Here is a 23952-nt window from a genome sequence, read left to right as displayed (position 1 = left end):
CTGGCTATGCCCGCCCGGGCACATCTCTCTGAAGAACGCCACATGACGCCAGCGCTCAACAAACCCCTCCCGGACATTGAAGCTCTTGCCACGGGAGGCGTGAAGTTCACACCCCAAGCCTTTCTGGGCAAGGTCGTGGTGCTGTACTTCTACCCGAAGGACAACACCCCGGGCTGCACCACCGAAGCGATGCAGTTCCGCGACCATCACAAGGACTTCGTGAAGGCCGGCGCCGTCGTGCTGGGGGTGTCCCGCGACAACATGGCCTCGCATGACAAGTTCAAGCAGAACCTGGAACTGCCCTTCGAACTGATCGCCGACACCGAGGAAAAGCTCTGCCACATGTTCGGTGTGGTGAAGAACAAGATCATGTACGGCAAGAAGGTCAAGGGCATCGAGCGCTCGACCTTCCTGATCGATGCCCAGGGCATCCTGCGCGAGGAATGGCGCGGCATCAAGGTCGCCGGCCACGTCGACGAAGTGCTCAAGGCCGTCAAGGCGCTGAAGAAGGAAGCCGCCTGATCGACGCCGCGAGCCGGCCAGGGTCGCGGAATCTCGCATCGGACCACCGATTCCGCTGCCTCGCATCCCGGGTTTGCGCTGACTCGCGCGAGGCGCCGTCTGACAGCAACGCCGCCATCTGTCCGTCATGGGCACGCGCGGCGAGTTGTGCATAATCGGCCGCATGCCCCTGTGCCTGATCGCAGCGATTGAATCCCCAAGGACGAGCCGCACCGCCCCCGGTGCGGCTTTTTGTCTTCTGGGGCCCGCTGGCGAGTTCGAGGCCCCCGATGCCGCCGATACCTCCGGCATCGCCACCGCCCGTCAGGCCTGGGGCATGACCCCTGGTCCGCGTGGACCCAGGCTCATCACGCCAGCCCGCCACCCCCGCACATGCCACTGCCCAAGCCTCCGACCAAGCGCGCCAGCCGCCTAGATTCCGACGCCTACGCGACCGACCTGTCGCCCAGCAAACGCCCTCCCGCGCTCGAGGCCAAACCGTCCGCCACCATCGCCGCCCACAGCGCGGCGAGTCTCGCCGAGACCGCCCTGCCGGCCGCCGCCCCGGCCCTGCCGCCCGCCGCCGCGCGCTCGCGCGCCGAGCCGGTCGAGGCCCGCGGCGGCGGATCTCCGTCGCTGGCGCTGGTGCCGCCGGCGCCGGCCAAGGCCCCCGCCAGGAAGACCGCCACCGGCCGCGCCAAGGCGCGCAAGCCGGCGGGCGAGGCCAAGCTCTTCGTGCTCGACACCAATGTGCTGATGCACGACCCGATGTCGCTGTTCCGTTTCGAGGAGCACGACATCTACCTGCCGATGATCACGCTCGAGGAACTGGACGGCCACAAGAAGGGCATGACCGAGGTCGCCCGCAACGTGCGCCAGGTCAGCCGCGACCTGGACGCGCTGGCCGCCTCGCTCAAGTCGAGCTCGATCGAGGAGATGTCCAAGGGCCTGCCGCTGGACCAGACCGGCCACCGCGAGGCCGGCGGCAAGCTCTTCTTCCAGACCACGCTGTTCGACACTCCACTGCCCCAGGGCCTGCCGCAAGGCAAGGCGGACAACCAGATCCTGGGCGTGGTGCAGGCGCTCAAGGCGCAGCAACCCGGCCGCGAGGTGGTGCTGGTGTCCAAGGACATCAACATGCGCATCAAGGCCCGCGCGCTGGGCCTGCCGGCGGAGGACTACCGCAACGACAAGACGCTGGAGGACTCCGACCTCCTCTACACCGGCGTGCAGGCGCTGCCGGCGGACTTCTGGGAGCGCCACGGCAAGACGATGGAGAGCTGGCAGCAAGGCGGCACCACCTTCTACCGGATCAGCGGCCCGCTGGTGCCGACGCTGCTGGTGAACCAGCTCATCTACCTGGAGGCGCCCGGCGCCGCGCCGCTGTACGCCAAGGTGCAGGAGATCACCGGCAAGACCGCGGTGCTGCGCACGCTGAAGGACTACGGCCACCAGAAGCATTCGGTGTGGGGCGTGACCGCGCGCAATCGCGAGCAGAACTTCGCGCTCAACCTGCTGATGGATCCGGACTGCGACTTCGTCACGCTGACCGGCTCGGCCGGCACCGGCAAGACGCTGATGACGCTGGCCGCCGGCCTGTCGCAGGTGCTCGACGAACGCCGCTACAGCGAGATCATCGTCACCCGCGTGACCGTGCCGGTCGGTGAGGACATCGGCTTCCTGCCGGGCACGGAAGAGGAAAAGATGGGCCCGTGGATGGGCGCGCTCGACGACAACCTGGAAGTGCTGGCGCGCGGCGACAGCACTGCCGGCGAGTGGGGTCGCGCGGCCACCAACGACCTGGTGCGCAGCAAGATCAAGATCAAGAGCCTGAACTTCATGCGCGGGCGCACCTTCCTCAACAAGTACGTGATCATCGACGAGGCCCAGAACCTGACGCCCAAGCAGATGAAGACGCTGATCACGCGCGCGGGTCCGGGCACCAAGATCGTCTGCCTGGGCAACCTGGCGCAGATCGACACGCCCTACCTCACCGAAGGCAGCTCCGGCCTGACCTTCGCGGTCGACAAGTTCAAGGGCTGGGCCCACAGCGGCCATGTGACGCTGGCCCGCGGCGAGCGCTCCAGACTCGCGGACTTCGCGTCCGAGGTGCTCTGAGCCCTTCCCTGCCTCATGACGACAAAGCCACCCCTTGGGGTGGCTTTTTCTTGCCCGCGAATCGGGGATGGAGGGCGCGCGATCAGTCCTCGGGCGTGAGCTTGGACCGCGCGGTCTCCTCGGCCGCGCCCTCGTCGCGGCGCAACTGGTGGAAGATGAACGCCGCCATCGCGGCCATCGCGCCCAGCGCCAGGTAGGTGCCGTGGAAGGCCGGCACGATGGCGGCGCCCTCGGTGCGCGCCAGGCCGTGCGAGAACAGCAGCAGGAAGGCGCTGGAGGTCGCCACGCCCAGGCTCATCGACAGCTGCATCACCACCGCCAGCAGGCTGTTGCCCGCGCTGGCGGTGCGCTCGTCGAGGTCGCCCAGCGTCAGCGTGTTCATCGCGGTGAACTGCATGCTGTTGACCATGCCGAACAGGCCCAGGTGGATCGCCAGCCAGACATGCCCCACGCCGCGCGGAATCAGCGCGAAGCTGGCGATCAGCACGCCCAGCAGCAGCGTGTTGACGATCAGCACGCGGCGGTAGCCGGCGCGCTTGATCAGGCGGATGGCCAGCGTCTTGGTGAACATCGCGCCCAGCACCGAGGGGATCATCGACAAGCCGGCCTCGCTGGGCGAGAAGCCCAGCCCCACCTGCAGGAACAGCGGCGTCAGGAAGGGCGTCGCACCGCTGCCCAGCCGCGCGAACACATTGCCCAGCAGCCCGATGCGGAAGGTCGGCACGGCGAAGAGCGCGGGCGAGAACAGCGGCTCGTCGGCGCGCGTCGCATGCAGCCAGTAGGCCATCATGCAGGCCACGCCCGCCACCAGCATCACGAAGCACACGGCCACGCTGACCACGTGCTCGCCGAAGCCCTGCAGCGCCAGCGACAGCAGCATCAGCCCCACGCTGAACAGCCCGTAGCCGCCCCAGTCGAAGCGCCGGCCCAGCGGCCCCTTGATCTGCGGCATGTAGCGCTGGCAGGCCCAGGCGCCCGCCACGCCGACCGGCAGGTTGATCAGGAAGATCCAGTGCCAGCTGGCGTACTGGGTCAGCACGCCGCCCAGCGTCGGCCCCAGCAGCGGCCCCACCAGCCCGGGCAGGCTGATGAAGGTCATCACCGCGAGGAACTCGCCTTTCGGGAAGGCCCGCAGCACCACCAGCCGCCCCACCGGCACCAGCAGCGCGCCGCCGACGCCCTGCACCACCCGCGCCGCGACCAGCACGTGCAGGCTGGGCGACACCGCGCAGGCCAGCGAGCCCAGGCTGAACAGCCCGATCGCCCACAGGAACACCGTCCTCGTCCCGAAGCGGTCCGCCAGCCACCCCGAAGCGGGGATCAGCAGGGCCACCGTCAGCAGGTAGGCCACGACGGCGGATTGCATCCGCAGCGGGTCCTCGCCGAGGTCGCGGGCCATGCCGGGCAACGCGGTGTTGAGGATGGTCGTGTCCAGCGTCTGCATGAAGAACGCGAGCGCGACGACCCACGGCAGCCAGCGGCGCGTGGCGTCGTCAAGGACCGGTCGGCCGAGCGCGTCCAGCGGTGTCGTCGAGGTGGGAGGCATGGGCGGCATCCGGCAAGTATCGAACCGGGCCAGCGTAGGATGTGCGCCTATCGCGGCGCTCATCCGGCCGCCCACGACCCATGCGCTTCTACGTTTCCGATCTCGACGGCACCCTGCTCGATCCGCAGGCCCGGCTCTCCGACACCACCCGGGCCGGCCTGACCGAGCTGCTGGCCGAAGGCCTGGCCTTCACCGTCGCCAGCGCGCGGCACGTGGTCTCGATCGCCCGCATCCTCGAGGGGCTGCCGATCTCGCTGCCGGTGGTCTCGTCCAACGGCGCCTACATCAGCGACCTGCGCACCGGCCGCCATGAACTGGTCAACGCGATGGAGCCGGCGCTCGGCCAGGCGATCTTCGCGCTGGTGCGCCGCCACGGCCTGATGCCCTTCATCGCGACGCACGGCGCCAAGGGCGACCAGCTGTTCTGGCAGGAGGTCCAGAACGAGGGCCAGCAGCGCTTCGTCACCGAGCGCCAGCGCAACGCCGACCCGCGGCTGCGCCATGTGGACCGGCTGCAGGACCAGTTGGCGGACCCGCTGGTGACGCTGCTCGTCGTCGGTCGCGCGGAGCCGCTGGAGGCGCTGCAGGCCGAGATCCTCGCCACCTGCGGCGACCTGGTGACGACGCACCTGGCCGAGGACATCTACATGCCGGGCTGGCCCTGGCTGAACGTGCACGACCGCCGCGCCAGCAAGGACCAGGCGATCGCATCGCTGGCGCAGCGCTACGCGCTGCATGAGCGCGAGCTGGTGGTCTTCGGCGACCAGGTCAACGACCTGACGATGCTGCGATCAGCGCACCATGCGATCGCGGTCTCGAATGCCAGCGACGACGTGAAGCTGGCCGCCCACCGCATCATCGGTGCGCATCACGAGGACGCCGTGGTGCATTTCATTCGCGAGGACTGGCGCGCCCTGCCGGGCCGCTGACGCGGTCAGCCGGCGCCCGCGACCAGCTCGCGGATCTGTTGCAGGGCGGCGGGATCGTCCAGTGTGATGAGGTCGCCCGGATCGCGCTGCTCGCACACCGCCTGGATCGCGCGCCGCAGCAGCTTGCCCGAGCGGGTCTTGGGCAGCAGCTGGACGAAGCGCACCCGCGAGGGCCGCGCCACCGCGCCGAGCTGCTGGTCGACGCGCTTGAGGATCTCGCCCTCGAGGGCCAGCGCTGCCTGCGGCGTCGCGGCGCGCGCCGGATCCTTCAGCACCGCGAAGGCCATCGCGACCTGGCCCTTGAGCGCATCGGCCACCCCGACCACCGCGACCTCGGCCACCGCCGGATGGCCGGCGATGCACTCCTCGATCTCGCGCGTGCCGAGGCGATGGCCCGCGACATTGATCACGTCGTCGCTGCGGCCGAGGATGAAGTAGTAGCCGTCCTCGTCGCGCAGCGCCCAGTCGAAGGTCGAGTAGACCTGCCGGCCGGGCACGCTCGACCAGTAGGTGCGCACGAAGCGCTCGTCGTCGCGCCAGACGGTCTGCATGCAGCCCGGCGGCAGCGGATACGCGATCGCGAGCAGGCCCTTCTGATTCGGCGCCTCCAGCACCGCGCCGGTCTGCTCGTCCAGCAGCTGCACGCGGTAGCCGGGCATCGGCACGCCCGGCGAGCCGAACTTCGGCGCCGCCGGCTCGACGCCACGCGCCAGCGTCAGGATCGGCCAGCCGGTCTCGGTCTGCCAGTAGTTGTCGACGACGGGCTTGCCGATGGCGTCGGCGATCCAGCGCGCGGTGGGCTCGTCCAGCGGCTCACCGGCCAGGAACAGCGCCCGCAGCGAGGACAGGTCGTGCCGCGTCAGGCAGGCCGGGTCCTGTTTCTTGAGCACCCGCACCGCGGTGGGCGCGCTGAACATCACCGTCACCCGGTATTGCTCGACCAGCCGCCACCAGACCGCCGCGTCGGGACTGACCGGCGTGCCCTCGTACATCAGCGTCGCCATGCCGGCGATCAAGGGCCCGTAGACGATGTAGCTGTGGCCGACGACCCAGCCGATGTCGCTGGTCGAGAAGAAGGTCTCGCCCGCGCGGCCGTCGTAGATGAGCGCCATGCTGGTGGCCAGCGCGACCGCATGGCCGCCGACATCGCGCTGCACGCCCTTGGGCCGCCCGGTCGTGCCGCTGGTGTAGAGCGTGTAGCTGATCGCGTCCGACGGCAGCCACTCGCAGGCCACGCGCGTGCCCCACAGGCGCTCCCGCAGCGCGGCGTGATCCAGGTCACGGTCCGCGACGCGCTCGAACGGGCTCAGGCCGCGGTCGATCATCAGCACCTTCGCCGGCTTGTGCGCGGCCAGGCGGATCGCCTCGTCCAGCAGCGGCTTGTAGGGCACGATGCGCCCGTTGCGGCTGCCGGCGTCGGCGCTGACGATCAGCACCGGCTCGGCGTCGTCGATGCGGTTGGCCAGCGCATGACTCGCGAAGCCGCCGAACACCACCGAATGGACCGCCCCGAGGCGGGCGCAGGCCAGCATCGCGAACGCCGCCTCGGGAATCATCGGCAGGTAGATCAGCACCCGATCGCCGGCGCGCACGCCCTGCCCGGCCAGGATCGCGGCCATCACCTCGACCTCGGCCTGGAGCTCGGAGAAGGTGTAGACCCGCTCCTGACCGACCTCGCTGGAGACCCAGATCAGCGCCGCGTCGCCCGGCCGCGTGGCGGCATGGCGATCGACCGCGTTGTGGCACAGGTTGGTCCGCCCGCCGACGAACCAGCGCGCGAAGGGCGGGTGGCTGGTGTCGCAGACCTGGTCGAACGGGCGTTCCCAGTCGATGCGCCTGGCCTGCTCGGTCCAGAAGCCGTCCGGATCGTCGATCGAGCGCCGGTACATCGCCGCATAGCTGTCAGTCATCGGGGTCTCCTCATGTCGAATGCGCGACTTCCGCACGGATCCTCGCACCGCGAGCTTTGCTGAAACTTTCGTTCACAACGTTTGGCGGAGGGCCTGTGGTCCAATCCGGGTTTTTCCTGGGAAGGGTCTCGTGGCCACGCCCGGACTTTCCCTAGCCAGGCGCTGCCCCACGGGCATTCGCGCTTGACCGGTACGGAGATGGTGCCTAGTCTCCGCGCCCAACAACGATGAGAACTGTTCGTCCCTCCCGCTCGGCTCCCTCTCGCAATTCGCTCCAGCGCGCCATGGCCGCACTGGGGCTGATCTGCGTCCTGGCGAGCGGAAGTTGCTGGGCGCAACAGTCGACCTCGTCCACCACCGACAAGCCCAAGGCGCAAGCCAAGGCGGCGCCGGCCAAGCCGGCCGCGAAGAAGAAGCCCGAAGCGAAGAGCGCGAAGACCGCCGCCAAGGCCTCGAAGGACACGAAGGCCGCCAAGCCGGTCGCGTCGAAGAACGGCGCCAAGGATCCCAAGGCCAAGGCCGAGGACGACAAGGCGTCGACCGCCTCCGAGGCTGTCACGGACAAGGCCATCGCGGCCAGGCCGGAGGCGAAGGTCGCGGAAAAGACCGCAGACAAAGCCGCAGAGAAGACTTCGGAGAAAACCGCGCCGGCCAGATCCGAGGCGAAAACGCCGGACGCCAAGGCCGATGCCCGCGCCGAAGCCGCGCCGCCGGCCGGCACGATGATGGGCGCCTACGGCCAGAGCCTGATGCGCACGCCGGCAGGCACCGCCGCCGCCACGACCGCCGTCGCTGGCGCGACCGCGGCGCTGGTTGCCACCGCACCGGCAACGCCTGCCCCCGTCGCCACCACCAACGCGTCCGCGCTGCCGCCCACCGCCCTGATGGGCGCCGCGGTCGGCAACGCCAACGCCAATGCCAGCGACTCGGTCGCCCGCTTCCTGCAGCAGCGGGGCATCGTCGCGCAGGCGCAGCAGATGTCGCCGAGCGCCGATCCGGCCGCGCCAGGCCTGCTGAACCAGGTGCGCGACAAGGCCTCCGACCTGGTCCTGTCGGCGATGAACTTCCTGGGCGTGCCGTACAAGCGCGGCGGCAACTCGGTCAGCAACGGCTTCGATTGCAGCGGCTTCACCCGCCACATCTTCGAGATGAGCGTGGGCCTGGTGCTGCCGCGCCGCGCCGACGAGCAGGCCAAGCTGTCCAGCCTGGTCCCGATCAAGAAGGAAGACCTGAAGCCGGGCGACCTGGTCTTCTTCAACACGATGCGCGCGACCTTCTCGCATGTCGGCATCTATGTCGGCGAAGGCAAGTTCATCCACTCGCCGCGCGTCGGCGGCGCGGTCCGCGTCGAGGACATGCGCGAGGCCTACTGGGCCAAGCGCTTCACCGGCGCCCGTCGCGCCGACCTGAACCAGGCCAACGCAGGCACCTGAACCCGCACCCGCCGCAGTCGCGGCGGTTCTTGCGCCCGCTTCCCAACGACGCTTCCCCGAAGGCAAGCCCTGACACGGCGCCTTTGGGATCCCGGCTATGCTGCGCCCCAGCGCTGACCGCCGCGATCCACCTTGTCCGCCGTCCTCGATCCCGCCTCGACACCGCTGCTGCGAGCACCCGACCAGATGGGGCAGGCCCTGCTGCTGGCCGTGCTGCTGCACGTGCTGCTGCTGCTGGTCGTGGGCAATGCGCCGGGCGGCGCCGCCAAGCCCGGCGAAGGCATCTGGGGCCCGCTGAACGTGCGCCTGCAGGGCGACCGCTACGAGCCGGGCTCCGGCGCACCCGCGGTCGTGCTGCCCGAGCGGGGTCCGGTCGGCGATGCGAAGCAGCCGCGCTCCGGCGGCGCGGTCCGGGAGACGCCGCCGACGCCCGAGCAGCGGAAAGCCCCAGGCGCCGCTCGCCAGGGCCAGTGGCGGCAACAGCCCGGCGATGAATTGACGGGGGACGCCCCCGCGGATCGCAGCGCACCGCCCGCGGCGCCGGCACCGGCACCGGCACCGACACCGACACCAAAGCCCGCCCCGACACCGGCGCCACCGCCGCCCACGCTCACGACGCCCGCACCGACTCCGGCGCGCGTGCCGGCGCCCTCGCCCACACCGGCCCCGCCGCCCGCTCCGCCCCCCTCTCCGGCCGCGGCGCTTGCGCCTTTGCCCGAGCCGGCCCCGGCGATCACCACGCTCACGACGCCCGGCGAGGCGATGACCGCGGCACCGACGCCGATCGCGCCGGCCCGCGAGGCCACGCCACTGCGCCCCGCGGCACCGACGGACGCGCTCCAGGCCCCCTCGCCGACCTTGCAGCTGCCAGAGCGGCCGGCCCCGATCCTCAGCGAGACGCCGACCACGGTGCGGCGGATCGAGCGCGCGCCGATCGAGCGCTCGGCGCCCGCGCCGCTCCCGCCGGAACTGAAGGCACCTGCCGAACTGCCGCCCTTGACCGCCGCGCCAGCGCCGGTCCCGCGACCGGCACCCAGCCCCGCGCCCGCACCGCCGCCGATGCCGGCGCCGGCCGCCGCGGCAACGCCCACGGCGACCGCACCGCCGACTCCTGCGCCAACGCCGACGGCCCCGCCCACGCCCACGCCCACGCCCACGCCCACGCCGACCCCGGCGCCCGCGGCAACGTCCACGCCGTCGGCCCAGACGACGCCTCCACAGCCAAGAGCGGCGACCACGCCGTCGCCCACTCCGGCCAACCGCGTCTCGCTGGACGGCTCGACCACAGCGACGACGACGCAGCCCAGCGTCGGCGCGCCAGACGCTGGCGCGCGCGTCGGTCACGACGTGGCGACGCCCGCCTCGACGCCGCCGAACGCTCCCAAGCTGAACCTCGACATGAATCCTTCGCGCGGCCCGATGCGGCCGCGCGGCTCGCCGTCCGGCGTGATCCAGGCGCTGCCCAAGCCGCCCGAGGACAAGGACCCGCTGGCCGAGGAGATGCGCAAGGCCGGGCAGCAGGACTGCCGCAAGGCATACGCGGACAAGGGGCTGCTGGCGGTCGTCCCCCTGGTCCGCGACGCCGCGCGCGACAAGGGCTGCCGCTGGTGACCTCCGCAGCCGGCGGCGGTGCGAATGCCGCGCCAGTCCCCGCCCACTTGCAGTCCGCCCTGGAATCTCTGCTATAGTCCGAGTCTTCGTTGGGGGGGTAGCTCAGCTGGGAGAGCGTCGCGTTCGCAATGCGAAGGTCGGGAGTTCGATCCTCCTCCTCTCCACCAACAGATCCGGCCTCAGAGGGAAACCTCTGGGGCTTTTGTCTTTGAGGGCTCATTGCCTTTTCCTCCAAAGGCAATCTAACCGGCCGTTCGGGCTAATCACGACGCGGCGGAAGCGCCGAAGAACACTGGCATCTAGTGACCAAAGGTGGTCGCCACTAATCCCGAACGCCGCGCCGAAGGAGCTTTGACGGGCGGTCAGAAAAAGCACTTCAGCGTCGCGCTTCGCGGCCTAAATTAGGCTTGAAGCGTCCTTGACTTCCTGTGCCAGTCAGAAGTAAAGGTCGGGCAATCGTTTCATACGGTACTCGACCGGCGGCACGCGACCCAGCGCCTCATGCGGCCGATGGTGGTTGTAGCGCTGAAGCCAAACGGTAGTCACGGCCCGCACTTCGGCCAGCAAAACCAAGACGTAGCAGTCCAGCACCACGGTGCGGTAGGTCTTGTTGAGGCCTCGACATAGGCGTTCTGGGTAGGCTGGCCGGGTTGGATGTGACGCAGCTCGATGCCGTTGGCGGCGGCCCAGTCGCATAAAGCCCGGGCGATGAACTTTGGCGCGTTGTCCAGCCGGATCGACGACGGCGCGCCGCGCACCTCGACCAGTTCGCTAAAGGCCCGGATCACGCGTGCTGCCGCAGACTCGTGTCGACCTCGATGTGCAACGTCTCGCGGTTGAACTCGTGGATGACGTTGAACGTCCTGAAGCGCCGGCCCGAGCGAGCGCATCAGCCATGAAGTCGCAGCCCAATATGCTGGTTGGGTTCGCGCGAGCCGCTCAAGGGCCGCTTGGTGCGCGCCGGCAATCGCTTCTTGCCACGTCTGGGCAGATTGAGCTGCAGATCACAGTACACGCGCCACATCACCGCCTTTCCCCAAGGCTTGCCTTGGTGACGAGCACCGTTGTAGATCAACCCGAAGCCATGCCGCAGGTTGATCGCGATGTGCCGTTCGAGAAACTCGATCACCCCGGAATCGTCGCCAGCCACTGCCCGTAGCGCAACTTGGATCTGGCGATCCCGCTTGCTCGACAGGCTTGAAGCTGACTCAAGCCGCGGTCGGACATCCGCGCCTGCACCACCTGCTCGCGACGCTCCGGGGTTAGAGCTTTCGCTCGACGACATCCTTGAGCGCGCTGTGCATCAGCGCCAGCTCCGCGTACATGCGTCTGAACTGCGCGTTCTCGCCCTACAACTCCCGCAATTGCGCCAGGCTCTATACGTTCATGCCGGCGAAGCGGCTCTTCCACTTGTAGTACGTCGGTTCGCTGATGCCGTGCTTGCGACACGTCTCGCCAACCTTGCCAAGCTCGACCTCCTTGAGGATGACAACGATCTGGCTGTCAGTGAATCTGGATTTCTTCATGCAGAGGCTCCATGGGGTTGGATCGCTACTTCCAGCTGGACCAAGATTTTGAGGAGCCTTCAGCGCACCAGTATCTATTCCTGCACGAGCCTTGATGTGCCCCCATCAGGTGGCCGCCAAGCTGATAAAGCATTTGCACGCCACTGGGACAAGAGAACAGAGTTGAACAAAGCCCCTCTCATCAATTTTGATTAGATTTGAGCGCCCTCCAGCTTTACACACCTAAGCAAACCTGCTGTCATGCCCCCTTTCGACTTGAGAGGATCGACATGTACATCAAGTCCATTTGTATGATGTTGACGATCTTGCTGCCAAGCGCAGCAATCGCCCAATCTAATACAACCTCTATCACAGACGCCGCTTCTGAACTAAATAAAAGGTTAGCTGGCTTTCCTGTAACGAAGCAACGAACCATTTCAGAAAAGAAGACAGTCTGCTATAGCGAACCGTGCTTCAATAAGTTTCTTTCCACAACACCAGAACCATCGGGCGCACGCTGCCGCGAATGTGTCGAAATTGAAGAGCGTCGTATTGAAAATTTTTCGACACCAGCGAGTGTTTCTAGCGCAGAGATTCAGAGACTTGATGACCTATCCATACAAGAAGAACTTATCACTTCACTCCCAGACAAGGTGATTATTACTTCCGATGACTTGATAAATTGCTCAAGCGTCCAATATAGCGCCCAAAGGACCTTAACTCAGACTATTCAAACGGGATTTGCAGTTACGGTGACTAAAACCACCTCCGCCGCAAAAGCACTGCAAGGCTCGCTAAGCATTAAACTGCCTGGCGACACAACCATCGGCGGCAGTTCGACTTTTACCGCACAAATCCAAACCGCCAATGCCACGCAGGAATCACGATCCGAGACAACAAATCAGTCCCAAACCATATCCGCTTCAGTACCCGCAAAAACTAAACTGAAAATAGAATATCGAACGTTGGTTAGGAAATTGAGATTACCATTTTCAGCCAAAATGATTGCCGACGGTCAATTAGAACCTAATCTCTCAAACTTATTCAAGGCTTCTGATCTTCTGCCAGACCCGAGCTTGAGGACGTTCCCTTTCGAAGGGTACATTACAGTTGAGGCGGCAACTGCAGGAAAGGTTACCCAGTCGCAATACGAACCCACTGTGGCAGACTGTCAAGGAACAACTCCAAGCGAGGAGATACGAATTCGTTCGACAACCACTTCGCTAGGCAGCAACGAAAAATCTTCCGTTGTTACTTTCAAAGCTGCGCTACCGGGGACCCGACCGAGCTCGAATATTATTAATAAGAGTATTTTTGCGAAAGACCTCTTAAGTTATCCTGGCGCGTGGTGTCAGACGCAGGCATGCAATCTTCCACTGGATGGATATCGAAAGGTTTGCTATCGCGACGCAAATCTTTACTGCAATGATTGCAGAGACGAGCCAGATTCAGTGTGCGCACCGAGCCTAAGCGGCTCGATCCAGTCCAAATAGTCATTGCGACGACCTTCAACCTACCTACTACGTTACCCCCGCCTGCCTTCAGAATCCAGATATCAAGCTCCCGTGCTCCGAGTTTCGACTTCAACTCGCAGCTGATGTTGGCCGCTTCCCCGGTGACCGGCAAGGGCGTCGAGCATGTGGTCTCCCCGCCAATTTCCTCATCGCTATGCGAGAGGAGTGTCACCCATGGCCTATCAATAACCAATCAGAGCCGGCATTAACTTCGGCTCGGGCTACAACCTGCGCGAGCACACAACCACCATGGGCAGCGAACTGAAGCGAGCCGGCGTTCCAATGACCAGCAGCGTGAAGCCCATCAAGGTAAGCCCCTTACGTCGGACCCGAGTGAAGCGCCTCATTGAGGTCGCGGCACCGCCCTGCAAAAAGTCCGGAGCAATTCCGCAGAGGCAACCGCGCTGACCCTCTGGACGCGAATGACGGGATTCCCACGCGCGATCATGGTGGACATCGCCTACCGGACCGGTGAGCCACGAAAATATTGGGAAGGCGTGAGCCGCGCTGGCTGCTGAGAACATCCAGAAGATCTGGGAAGACATCCGCGCCTACCACCGGAACAAGAGCGGCCTTATGGTTAAGGCGCCCGACTCAACTGCGGGCCTCGACGCTGGTCAGCATCACCGACCGAACTGCATCGGTGATACATGGCGGCCCTGTACCCGGGGGCAATATCGAGCAATCTCCCGATGACCAAGAGTGCGTGGGAAAACTAGGGAATTGGGCGATTGAGAAGCGTCGCCAGCACAGCAAGGTAACTAGCCCAGCACGTTACGCGACGACATGAAACCGTAGTCGAACGAATCACAGATGGCCAAGTGCAGCAACTTTGCGAGAGCACCCATCGAAGCAGCGGCATCGTTCTCCGACCGAACCCCCACTTGTCCGCGAATCCAACTTGATGCCGCCGATTCCTCACGGATCAATTTCAAAAAGGGGTTCGAAGATATCCTTCCGTGATTGCCAAAGTATGCGGAGTCCCGGTAGTTCCAGCGATTTCTAATATCACTCGGAATCTCCCATCCGCCCCTACCTTCGCACATATTGGAGAACTTAAGTATTTCGAGCCACGCCGCACTAGACTTTGGAACGCTTGGTAGCACTTGATCGTTGAGCAATCGCCACGCAGCCTGGTGTGGCCTTTCACCCGACGATGTATATCCGATCTCCGAATAATCTGCAGAAATTACACCTTTGAAATTTCGCCTCTCAAATAGCTTTGCCACGTATGGTCCGGCCATTTTTCCGCAAACCGTTCTTGCTTCGTCGCTCGTAAGTGACAGAGCATGACTACGGCATAGACGCAGCGCCTCAATAGCTGCAAAGAACGAACAATAGTATGCAGAGACCACAGCCCAAGCAACCTTCCCCTCGTTTACCAACACTGTGGTACTTTCCCATTGAGCCTTTACACGTTCATACCCAAAATAATAGTCTCGCACAATTGAACGACACACATCATGCGGCAAGGCCACCACTTTGAAAGAGTCATTGGAGATCGCTTGAATGCAAAAAAGGGGATCTTCCAATATTCGTGTTTTTAACGAGTCTTCGAATTGAAGATCCTTGATGTATAGTTGCCCGGCCTCCTGCAATATCGACGCAAGATTCGCTCGCAATACTCTTCCCAATGCGTCGGCGCTACGCATTTTTAGAGCAGATCGTCAGACACTTTAGCCGTCGTGAGCGAAACGTCTAGCATCAATGATATTTCCTTGGCAAGCATGGCAATTGCATCTTCGTTACTTCCACTGTGCGTCTCAAAATTAAGATCCTGCAAAAACCTGAAAATTTGTGAGAACGCATTCTCGCTATAATTTCGATGATACATTAGAGCAATCTCGCAGGCCTTCTCAAAGACTCGAAATATTGCCTGAAAGAATGCAGATTGATACAACCGTTTACCCTGATCAACCTCAAACAAGTTATCGGCAACCCCCGCGAGGTAGTTATTAAGAAGCTTCTTCTTTTTGTCATAATCAAACTTCTTAAGCGGGTCCTTATCCAATATTCGATCAAGAGCCGCCTTGAAAGGCACGTGGGAGATATATCCAACACTGCGCTGGGTTGCAGACAGGTGACCGAAGAGAGGCGATTCTGGGTCCGAATTAAAGTCCTCAAACAGACGTAGACGAATAGCATCAGAGGATTCCTCCTCGACCAAAAACTTCGTCAACTCGATGCGCAGCGTCTTTGAAACCCCTTTTTGATTTCCGTTGATATCAATAAAATATTGAACTTCTTCGGGATGAGTTAGATTAGTGAGAATGCATACGGGGACGCGGATCTGGCAACCATGGTCGGCTTCAGCTTTCACAGACCCATATAAGCGATGCTGCCCGTCAATAACCAAGAAGAACCCCTCTTCAGCGGGAAAAGAAAGCTTTCCAGTGTCCGCATTGAAGTTAATTCTTTCAGGATCCTGTGCGCTCAAAATTATGGCACCGGGAACAACCTTCCCTTCCTTAATGTATTCAGCGATTCTTTTTACTCGATGGGCGTCTAACGCTCTTTGAAAACCAGCTTCCTGATCCTCATCCACGCGAGATACGCGCGTAAATGGAAATATTTCACTTGGCTTAAGTGCCAGAGAAAACAAGCCAACCTCCCCGTGTGAAAGGTTGAAGGCGGCGAACGCCTTTCTCGCAACAGCCCTTTTACCTGCGACTCGTCGTCCTGTAACCATCTTTCCCTCCGCGTAGCTGCGTGCCGTGAGATTACCATTCTGATGGAACCAAAAGCGCCGTGTTGTGCGCCGAAGGCATAGAGTGCGCCACTTGGGGTCTCGCTGCACAGACCTTCCTATATTGCTAGTTCCTTTTTCTGACGGAGGCTGCGTATTTCAGTAAGGGTGGCGCCTCCACCCTGCGCGCGCCGGCAGCCACGAAGCTCCAAGGGAAGGCGGCGCGCGCGAAGTTCGATGGCGACGAGCGTCAGCCGCGCAAGCGCATCGTCTGAATCGCCGCGGCGACGCTCGCCCCCGCCGCGCTCAACCCACCGCCGGCACCGCCGCAAAGCCCAGCATCACCCGCGTCCCCGCCCCCGGCTCGCTCTGCACCTGAAGGCTGCCACCGAGCAGCCGGGCGCGCTCCTGCATGCCCAGCACCCCGAAGCCGTCCCGGCGGGCGAGCGGATCGAAGCCGATGCCGTCGTCGCCGATGCTCAACAGCCAGCCGGCGCCTTCGCGCGCCAAGCGCAGGGAGGCGCGGCTGGCCTGGGCATGGCGTCGCACGTTGGTGAGCGACTCCTGGGCGATGCGGAACACCATCGTGGCCATCGGCAACGGGATCTCGCGCGTGTCCGGATCCACCTGCAGGCTGCAGGGCAACGCGGTGTTGGACGTGAACTCAGCCGCCAGCCATTGCAGCGCCGCTTCGAGACCACCATCCAGCGCCGAAGGCCGCAACTGCGACACCAGACCGCGCACCGTGCTCACCAGCCGGTCGACACGACCCAGCAACAGGTCCGGATCCAGGGAATGCGCCGAACCGCCGGCGTTCTGCCGCATCTTCGCCACCGACACTTCCATCTTCAGCGCGGCCAGTTGCTGGCCCAGCTCGTCATGCAGCTCGCGGGAGACGCGCAATCGCTCCTCCTCCAGGGCATGCGCGTTGTACTCGCCCAGACGGAGCAGCGCCGCCTCCGAGTCCGCCAGGGCCGCGGTGCGTTCCGCGACGGCGGCTTCCAGTTGCCGTTGCCGCTCGCGATCGCGCCGGCGCGACCATCGGATGGACAGCCACCACAGCAGCATCAAGGACACGGCGGCCGCGGCGCGTGCCTCGCGCGAGTTCCACCAGGGAGGAAGCACGTCGAACGCAAGGCGCATCACCGGCCCCGGTGCTTCCACGCTCGTCAGCCCGCCGGCGCGCACCTCCAACGTGTGCTCGCCGGACTCGAGCGCGCCCAGGTCGATCACGGCGCTCTGCGAGGTCCGCCAGGGCGACTCCGCGCCAAGGCGGTATTCGATCCGCAGCGAACGCGCCCGGGAGAAGCCAGCCGTCCCCACCGCGATGCGCAGCGTGCGGTCCCGCCACGGCACCGGCTCCAACGGCGGCACCCGGGTGCTCGTGCTGCCGAACACCATGTCCTCCAGCCGCAGCGCGGGCAATGGCGCTTGCGTGTTCCCCGGCAGCAGGTGCGTCAACCCGGCGCCGGTGCCGATCCAGATGCTGCCGTCGGCGTCGGCCAGGAAGGCCGGCGTCACGTCGTTCCAGACCAGGCCGGTGCGGCGATCCAGCCGCGACCAGTCGCCCCCGGTTGAGCGGATGAAGACCCCCTGGTCGGTGCCCATCCACAGCCGCCCGTCGAGGTCCGCGTGGAGGCTGGCCGCGGCCGCGCCCCCGAAGGCGGACTTGGGCAGGAACTGCAACTGGCGCGCCGTGGCCCCCGACAGCGCGTGGATGCCCAGTCCCGACGTGCCTCCCGCCCACACCGTGTGGTCCAGCACCATCGCCTGCAGCGCGTCGATCCAATCGCCCTGCGCGTCCGCCACGGGGGTCCAGCCCTCCGGCTGGTGCCGCCAGAGATCCCGTCCGCTGACGACGAAGTCCTCCCGCGCGCCGTCCGACAGGACGCGGATGTCATAACGCGGATCGAAGCGCCCGGCGCCGATCTTGTGGCGGCGCAGGCGCCCCTCGGACAGCTCGATCAGCTCGAGGCCGTCGCTGCCGGATGCGTAGACCCGGCCCGCCCCCTGCGAGATCGTCTGCAGTCCGGTATCGCCGGCAACGACGCGCCCCTGGTCCTCTCCGGCCTTCACGCGGATCACCTGGCCGGCGTCCACCCACCACAGGTCCCCCGCCTGGTCCACCGCCAGGCGATGGACCAGGCCGGACGGCCGGGTCGTCGGCAGCTTCACCTTGCGGAACCTGCGGGCCGCGGCGTCGAACCAGGCCACGCCGTTCGCGGTCGCCGCCCAGAGCCGGCCCTTTCCGTCGCGCGCCACGTCGAGCACGGCCGGCGCGGGCAGGCCCGAGGCACCGGTCCAATGCTCCGCCCGGCCGTAGCCGACCCAGCGATGGACGCCGCGCGCATTGGTGCCCAGCCACAACGACCCTTCCGCGTCGAACATCAGCCCGCGCAGCGGTGTCTCCGGCAGGCCGTCGTCCTGGGTCCACTCGCGCCAGCGTTCACCGTTCCAGGCGGCAAGGCCGCGGGTCGTCAGGACGAGGATGAGGCCGTGCTCGTCCTCGGCCAGGCCGTTGTCGCCATACACCCACTGCCGCGGTGGCGCCGCCACGACGGCGAAGCGCGTCGAGCCGGGCGCCAGCCGGGCCAGGCGCCGGCTGCTGCGGGCCCAGAGACTGCCATCGCGCGACACGAGGAGTTGGCCCCACACGTCTTGCGGCAGACCCTGCACCGGCCCCCACTGCTGCACGCGGCCATCGCGCCACTCGCACAGCTGCGAGCCGCAGCCGAACCAGAGCGCCTCGCCGCGTTGCCGCATCGGGAGCAGTTGCTCGGGGCGGGACTGCAGCTGGGGAATGGCCATCCGCTGAACCATCAGCGAGCTGCCCAGCGCACCCGCGGCGGTGGCGGTCCAGAGGAGCCGGTCTTCATCGATGGCGTAGACCCTGCCCTGCCGGTCCAGTTCCAGCTGCTGGCCGGAGGTGACGTGCAGGTGCTTGCCGTCGGGCTTGAGAAGCTCCGTCCAGGCGGGGCCGTCCTGCCCGTCCTTGCGCCCGTCGTCGCGCACGAACACGCCCCCTTCCGTCAGGAGCCAGAGGCGGCCGCTGACGTCCACGCGAGCCCCGTACGAATACCCTCCCGCCTCCTTCGGCAGCGGTTCCGCATGGATGCGGAAACCGTCGAACCTGAACAGCCCGTTGGCGGTGCAGATCCACAGCCTCGCCCGCGGGTCCTGCACCAGGCACTGCGAGGTGAGGTTGGTCAGGCCCTGGTCTTCCTGGTAGGACTCGAGCACGATGCGCTCGGCCCGCGCGCCCGCGCCGGCCAGCACGAGCCCCGCGGCCAGGGCGGCAAGGGCCCACCCCGCGATGCGCCTGCGCATCGCGGGGGCCTTGGACGGGTCCGGGCTGACGGAACGGCTGCAGGAATCCGGGGGTCGCATGGACGAAGAAGCGCGAAAACCTTCAATCCTGCGCCTGAACTTGGCATCGTTGTCGGCCATTCAGCGACGGCCGATCGTGCGTGATTCATTGGTGATGCCTTGGACAGGACGTCGTCAGGATCCGGCGCGGATCAGGCTTGCGCGATGGACGCGAACCGCCGTATCAGTTGCGCCAGCGAGTTCATCCCGAGCTTGGCGAACAGGTTGGCCCGGTGGGCCTCCACCGTGCGCGGCGACAGGGTCAACGCGCGCCCGATCTCCTTGTTGGTCAAGCCTTCGACGATGAACCCGAGCACCTCGCGCTCGCGCGGCGACAACTGGGCGTAGCACTCGCGCGCCTGCCGATCGGCCCGGTGCCGCTCGCGCGAGCGCACGTGCTGCCGGACGGCACTCTGCAAGGCCTCGATCAGCACCTCGTCGTCGACGGGTTTCTCCAGGAACTCGGCGGCACCGGCCTTGAAGGCACGCCGGCACATCTCCACGGTGCCGTGGCCGGTCAGCAGGATGACCGGATGGTCCACGCCGCCCGCCAGCAAGCGCTCCAGCACGGTCATCCCGCCGATCACCGGCATGCGCAGGTCCAGGACGATGGCGCCGATGCCCACGCGATCGAACTCCGCCAGGAACACCTGCGGATCCGCCCAGGCCCGCACGCGCAGTCCCACCGTGCCGATGAGCTGGCTCAGGCCGTCGCGCACCGCGGCATCGTCGTCCACCAGATGGATCAGCGGAGAGAGGGACGAGGCGTTATCGGTCATGGCTAGCCGCGGCGCTGGACAGGGTCAGGATGAACTCGGCCCCGCGCGGTGCCGACGGCGCCTGGGGCGCCATGGTCAGGCGCGCGCCCATGGCCTGCGCCAGGCTTTCGCACAGCGTCAGGCCCAGCCCGAGCCCGCCCGGACGCGTGGAGTAGAACGGCTCGAACAGGCGCCGACGCGCCTCCGGCGCGATGCCGGGACCTTGATCGCGCACCGACAGCGTGGCCTGTCCGTGCTCCGCCGCCGTCATGGCGATGCTCAGGCGACGCTCGCCAGGCGGCACCTGCTCCAGCGCCTGCAGCGCGTTCATCAGCAGGTTGTGGATGATCTGCTGCAGCGAGATCGGCTCCGCGAGCACCGAAGGCAGCCCGGGGTCGGTGGAGACCGTGGTCGCGATCCGGCGCTCCGCCAGGTCGGGCTCGAGCAGGCGCAGCACGTCCTGCGTGGCGGCGGCCAGCGACAAGGGCTGCACGTCGGCCGCCAGGTCCGGGCGTTCCACCAGCCGGCGCAGCCGCCCCACCACCGCCGAGGCGCGATGGGCCTGCTCCACGGCGCGGACCATGGCGGTCCGGGCGGCGTCGAGTTCGGGCGGATCTTCGACCAGCAGCCGTTTCGCCGCCTGCGTGCTGGACAGCAGCGCCGTCAGCGGCTGGTTCAGCTCATGCGCCATCCCCGCCGCCAGCTCGCCCAGCGCATTGAGGCGGGCGACCTGGCCCAGGCGCAGCAGCTCCTCCATCCGCCGACGCGATGCGCGTTGGCGCCATGCGGCCAGGCCGCCGGCCCCCACGCCCGCCGTCAGCGCGCACCAGGCCAGGATGGCCAGCCAGGGCAGCTCGCGCAGTTCAACCGTGCGGTGGGCCACGACGTCCAGGGGCTGGCTCCGCACCATGAGGCGCTTGTGGAAGTCGTAGGTCCATCCCACGCTGGCCTGCCGAGGGCGGCCCGGCTGCACCACGAAGGCCGCGTCCCCCAGTTCCAGCGTGACGCGGACCGGGCTGGAGGCGACATCCATGGGCCACTCGTCATAGGGCACCGTGGCCTTCAGGTCGATCTGCAGCGCGTAGCTCGCCGGGGACCCCGCCATCACCAGGTAATAACGGCCCGAGCGCAGATCGGCCAAGGCCATCTCGGGCCGGCCCGACGCGCGCGAAGCCGCCTCCGCGGCCGCCAGCGGGGCCGCCAGCAGGGCGGGCCAGGCACCGGCGGCGGTCCGCTGCAGGACGGTCAGGATCTGCGGATACACCGACGCGAGGCGCGTGACCGGCGCCCCGCCTTCGACGGCCGTGGGCTGCAACAGGGTCAGCGTGGCCATCACCGCGTCGTACTGGACCACCCGCTGGCTGATCCGGCGGTGTGCGATCCGCCCGTCGGTCTCGAAATCGGCCCGCAGTTCCTGCAGGCGCGCATGGGCGAGGAAGGCCGCGCCCGCGCACGCCACCACCATCCACACGAGCAGGGCCGCCACACCAAGCCTTGCGGGACCACCGCGTCCAGTTCCGATCATGGCCGGCATTCTGGGGCCGGGGGCGGCCGCCGTCGCGCACTGCGTAGTTGTACGGAGGCGCGCGCGTGGCCGACCGAATGGGCGGGAAGAGGCGGCCTTTCTACAGTCCGCTCACGGCGCCACAACGGGTGGTGCCGGCCCCCACCGCAGAAGGTCGTTACCGGAAAACATATGCAGCATTCCCTCGCCAAAGTCGCCGTCACCCTGTCGCTGATCGCCGTCGGCGCCGCCCATGCCGAAGGCCTGCGCGATCGCAAGGACATGTCGCTGGAGCTCGCGACGCAGATCGCGGCGCAGGCCGTGGCCACCTGCAGCGCCAACGGCTATGCCGTGAGCGCCACGGTGGTGGACCGCGCGGGCACCGTGCGCGCCGTCCAGCGCGCCGACGGCAGCGGCCCTCACACGATCGATTCCAGCCGCCTGAAGGCCTACACCGCGGCGTCGGCCCGGGAAAACACGCTGACGATGATGGAGCGCGCGCAACGGGTCCCCGCGGCAGCGAACCTCGCGCACATCCCCGGCTTCCTGCTGCTGGGCGGCGGCGTGCCCGTGAAGGTGGGCGACGAGGTCATCGGCGCCGTGGGCGTGGGGGGCGCCCCCGGCGGCCAACTGGACGAGCAATGCGCCCTGGCGGGCATCGCCAAGGCCTCGCGCCTGGACCGCTGAGCCAGGGACCCGCCACTCTGCCCACATGGCGACGCGGCGGGCATCGGTGATGTCCTGGAGAGGATTCCGCCACTGGGGCGTCACCTGGCGTGAAGAAGATGCGCCGGCTTTCCGAGCATCCACCAAGGACTCCCCATGCACCTTCGTCTGCTTCCCCTCGCCCTCGCCTCGCTGCTCGCCTGCGGCGGCGCCTTCGCCGCCAGCGGCAGCTTCAGCACCCTCGCCTACAACGTCGCGGGCCTGCCCCAGGGCGCCTCCAGCGCGGCGGGCGACCGCGCCACCGCGACCAGGAAGATCAGCTGCTACGTCAAGGCCTTCGACATCGTCAACGTGGAAGAGGACTTCAACTACCACGCCGACCTGTACGACGCCTGCGACGACCACGCCTTCCGCACCCCGACCAGCGGCGGCGCCGGCGTCGGCAGCGGCCTCAACACGATGAGCCGCTTCCCGTTCGACGATCTGGCGCGCGTGCGCTGGAGCGATTGCAACGGCGTCGACTGCCTCACGCCCAAGGGCTTCACGATGGCGCGCACGCGCCTGGCCGAAGGCGTCTACGTCGACATCTACAACCTGCACGCGCAGGCCCAGGTGGAGACCGCGGACCTGGCCGCGCGCCGCAAGAACGTCGAGCAGATGCTCGCCTACATCGAGTCGGAATCGGCCGGCAACGCGGTGATCGTCTTCGGCGACACCAACACCCGCTACACGCGCGGTGGCGACAACATGGGCCAGTTCCTGCGCCATGGCTTCACCGACGCCTGGATCCAGGGCGTGCGTGGTGGCAGCGTGCCGCCGGTGGGCGACGCGCTCCTGTGCGAGCCGGCCGTCACCAGCGCCAGCTGCGAGGTCGTGGACAAGGTGCTGTTCCGCGGCAATGGCCTGATCACGCTCACGCCGTCCGGCTACGCGGTACGCACCGATGCTGTGGACGCGAACGGCACCGAGCTGTCGGACCATCGTCCGGTCTCCACGCAGTGGAAGTGGAGCACCGCCGACAACCGCCGCCTGAGCGACACCGTCGGCGGCCCGCACGGCACCAGCTTCAACGACGTGAACCTGCTGCCCGCCAGCCCGGCGGTGCGCCAGCTCAAGATCCGCAGCGGCAGCCGCGTGGACCGGGTCGAGGTGGTGCTGTCCAACGGCTTCCCGCTCGGACACGGCGGCACCGGCGGCAACGAGCAGGCGCTCACGCTGGCCGATGGCGAGGTGCTGACCTCGGCCAGCCTGTGCGCCGATCAGTACAAGGGCCAGACCCGCATCTTCTCGGCCGCCTTCACCACCAGCGCGCACCGCACGCTGGCCGGTGGCAGCACGAGCGGCAGCTGCACGACCTTCACCGCGCCGTCGGGCTGGGCCATCGTCGGCTTCCATGGCCGCGATGGCGATGAGGTGGACAAGCTGGGCGCGGTATACGCGCCGGTGGTCTCGAACACCGGCGCCAAGGCCGCGGCCACGCGCCTGGTGAACGTCCAGTCGGGCCTGTGCATGGACCTGAACCAGTCGCGGGCCGCGGACGGCAACGCCGTGCTGCAGTCCAGCTGCAGCGGCAGCGTCAGCCAGACCTGGAACTACGACGCCACCACGGGCCTGGTGCGCAGCATGCTCGACCCGCACTTCTGCCTGGACAACGGCGGCGGCTATGCCGACGGCGCCGCCCTCGTGGTGGCGCAGTGCACCGGCAGCGCCAACCAGCGCTTCAGCTTCGACGCCGCGAGTGGCCGCTTCACGCTGCGCACCGCGCCCGACCAGGCGGTGGATGGCACCGGCACGGCGGGCAGCGCCCTCAAGACCAGCCGCTACCAGGGCGCCAGCAACCAGCTCTGGAAACAGAAGCCCTGAGCGCCCGAGGCGCTCGAGCGCCTCGCCACGACGAGGCACGCG

General features: G+C 66.6%; 18 protein-coding genes and 1 tRNA gene. 9 read left to right on the top strand and 10 right to left on the bottom strand.

Features of this window, described 5'->3' with window-relative positions:
* Positions 1-42: 42 nt before the first annotated feature.
* Positions 43-522, top strand: coding sequence for a peroxiredoxin (locus FHT38_RS07105; protein WP_091723931.1), 480 nt, complete (start codon positions 43-45; stop codon positions 520-522).
* A 372-nt stretch (positions 523-894) separates the two neighbouring features.
* On the top strand, positions 895-2619 hold the full coding sequence (locus FHT38_RS07100; RefSeq protein WP_183490932.1) for a PhoH family protein: 1725 nt from the start codon (positions 895-897) through the stop codon (positions 2617-2619).
* Positions 2620-2701: 82 nt separating this feature from the next.
* Here FHT38_RS07100 and mdtD read toward each other — a convergent pair whose 3' ends face one another.
* The gene (mdtD, locus tag FHT38_RS07095) at positions 2702-4165 is read right to left on the bottom strand and encodes a multidrug transporter subunit MdtD (protein ID WP_183490930.1); all 1464 of its coding nucleotides are present in this window, start codon (positions 4163-4165) and stop codon (positions 2702-2704) included.
* A gap of 80 nt (positions 4166-4245) precedes the next feature.
* Here mdtD and FHT38_RS07090 point away from each other — a divergent pair, with 80 nt between their 5' ends.
* Entirely contained in the window at positions 4246-5094 is an 849-nt protein-coding gene (locus tag FHT38_RS07090; protein ID WP_183490928.1) for an HAD family hydrolase, read from the top strand.
* 5 nt (positions 5095-5099) lie between these two features.
* On the opposite strand, the gene FHT38_RS07085 is transcribed toward FHT38_RS07090, so the two are convergent.
* Positions 5100-7040, bottom strand: a complete 1941-nt coding sequence (locus tag FHT38_RS07085; RefSeq protein ID WP_310737355.1) for a propionate--CoA ligase — start codon at positions 7038-7040, stop codon at positions 5100-5102.
* Positions 7041-7288: 248 nt separating this feature from the next.
* Between FHT38_RS07085 and FHT38_RS25730 the strand changes: the two genes are divergently transcribed.
* The 3 genes from FHT38_RS25730 to FHT38_RS07070 all read left to right on the top strand — a co-directional run bounded on the left by FHT38_RS25730 (position 7289) and on the right by FHT38_RS07070 (position 10215).
* Positions 7289-8437 carry an NlpC/P60 family protein gene (locus FHT38_RS25730; protein ID WP_404935696.1) on the top strand — a complete coding sequence of 383 codons (1149 nt, stop codon included), beginning with the start codon at positions 7289-7291 and terminating at the stop codon, positions 8435-8437.
* A 132-nt stretch (positions 8438-8569) separates the two neighbouring features.
* Positions 8570-10048 carry a hypothetical protein gene (locus tag FHT38_RS07075; RefSeq protein WP_183490924.1) on the top strand — a complete coding sequence of 493 codons (1479 nt, stop codon included), beginning with the start codon at positions 8570-8572 and terminating at the stop codon, positions 10046-10048.
* A 91-nt stretch (positions 10049-10139) separates the two neighbouring features.
* Positions 10140-10215 (top strand) — tRNA-Ala (locus tag FHT38_RS07070).
* Between the two features lie 268 nt (positions 10216-10483).
* Here the strand turns inward: FHT38_RS07070 and FHT38_RS25725 are convergent.
* From FHT38_RS25725 to FHT38_RS07055, 3 genes are all read right to left on the bottom strand, one after another.
* Positions 10484-10744, bottom strand: coding sequence for an integrase core domain-containing protein (locus FHT38_RS25725; RefSeq protein ID WP_404935695.1), 261 nt, complete (start codon positions 10742-10744; stop codon positions 10484-10486).
* 193 nt (positions 10745-10937) lie between these two features.
* A complete protein-coding gene (locus FHT38_RS07060; protein WP_183490920.1) occupies positions 10938-11177 on the bottom strand; it encodes a hypothetical protein in 240 nt (79 codons plus the stop codon).
* A 247-nt stretch (positions 11178-11424) separates the two neighbouring features.
* A complete protein-coding gene (locus FHT38_RS07055) occupies positions 11425-11574 on the bottom strand; it encodes a transposase (RefSeq protein WP_183490918.1) in 150 nt (49 codons plus the stop codon).
* A gap of 269 nt (positions 11575-11843) precedes the next feature.
* On the opposite strand from FHT38_RS07055, the gene FHT38_RS07050 reads away from it, so the two are divergent.
* On the top strand, positions 11844-13046 hold the full coding sequence (locus FHT38_RS07050; protein WP_183490916.1) for a hypothetical protein: 1203 nt from the start codon (positions 11844-11846) through the stop codon (positions 13044-13046).
* 782 nt (positions 13047-13828) lie between these two features.
* On the opposite strand, the gene FHT38_RS07045 is transcribed toward FHT38_RS07050, so the two are convergent.
* The 5 genes from FHT38_RS07045 to FHT38_RS07025 all read right to left on the bottom strand — a co-directional run bounded on the left by FHT38_RS07045 (position 13829) and on the right by FHT38_RS07025 (position 21402).
* A complete protein-coding gene (locus FHT38_RS07045; protein ID WP_183490914.1) occupies positions 13829-14719 on the bottom strand; it encodes a hypothetical protein in 891 nt (296 codons plus the stop codon).
* 2 nt (positions 14720-14721) lie between these two features.
* Positions 14722-15756, bottom strand: coding sequence for a DGQHR domain-containing protein (locus tag FHT38_RS07040; protein ID WP_183490911.1), 1035 nt, complete (start codon positions 15754-15756; stop codon positions 14722-14724).
* A 303-nt stretch (positions 15757-16059) separates the two neighbouring features.
* Positions 16060-19080 (bottom strand): two-component regulator propeller domain-containing protein, encoded by a 3021-nt coding sequence (locus tag FHT38_RS07035; protein ID WP_183490909.1) that lies wholly within the window; start codon positions 19078-19080, stop codon positions 16060-16062.
* Between the two features lie 191 nt (positions 19081-19271).
* On the bottom strand, positions 19272-19898 hold the full coding sequence (locus tag FHT38_RS07030) for a response regulator transcription factor (RefSeq protein WP_183490907.1): 627 nt from the start codon (positions 19896-19898) through the stop codon (positions 19272-19274).
* Positions 19888-21402 carry an ATP-binding protein gene (locus tag FHT38_RS07025; protein ID WP_183490905.1) on the bottom strand — a complete coding sequence of 505 codons (1515 nt, stop codon included), beginning with the start codon at positions 21400-21402 and terminating at the stop codon, positions 19888-19890. The genes FHT38_RS07030 and FHT38_RS07025 overlap by 11 nt, the downstream gene beginning before the upstream one ends.
* Before the next feature lie 171 nt (positions 21403-21573).
* On the opposite strand from FHT38_RS07025, the gene FHT38_RS07020 reads away from it, so the two are divergent.
* Both FHT38_RS07020 and FHT38_RS07015 read left to right on the top strand, forming a co-directional pair.
* Complete coding sequence (locus FHT38_RS07020; RefSeq protein WP_091723902.1) at positions 21574-22068, top strand: heme-binding protein; 495 nt, start codon at positions 21574-21576, stop codon at positions 22066-22068.
* A 135-nt stretch (positions 22069-22203) separates the two neighbouring features.
* Positions 22204-23910, top strand: a complete 1707-nt coding sequence (locus FHT38_RS07015; protein ID WP_183490903.1) for a jacalin-like lectin — start codon at positions 22204-22206, stop codon at positions 23908-23910.
* The last annotated feature ends 42 nt before the right edge of the window (positions 23911-23952 follow it).

Origin of the sequence: Mitsuaria sp. BK041 (assembly GCF_014193085.1) — a bacterium.
Classification (GTDB): Bacteria; Pseudomonadota; Gammaproteobacteria; order Burkholderiales; family Burkholderiaceae_C; genus Roseateles.
The sequence above is the reverse complement of the archived record's forward strand: the minus strand, read 5'-3'. Positions and strand labels throughout refer to the sequence as shown.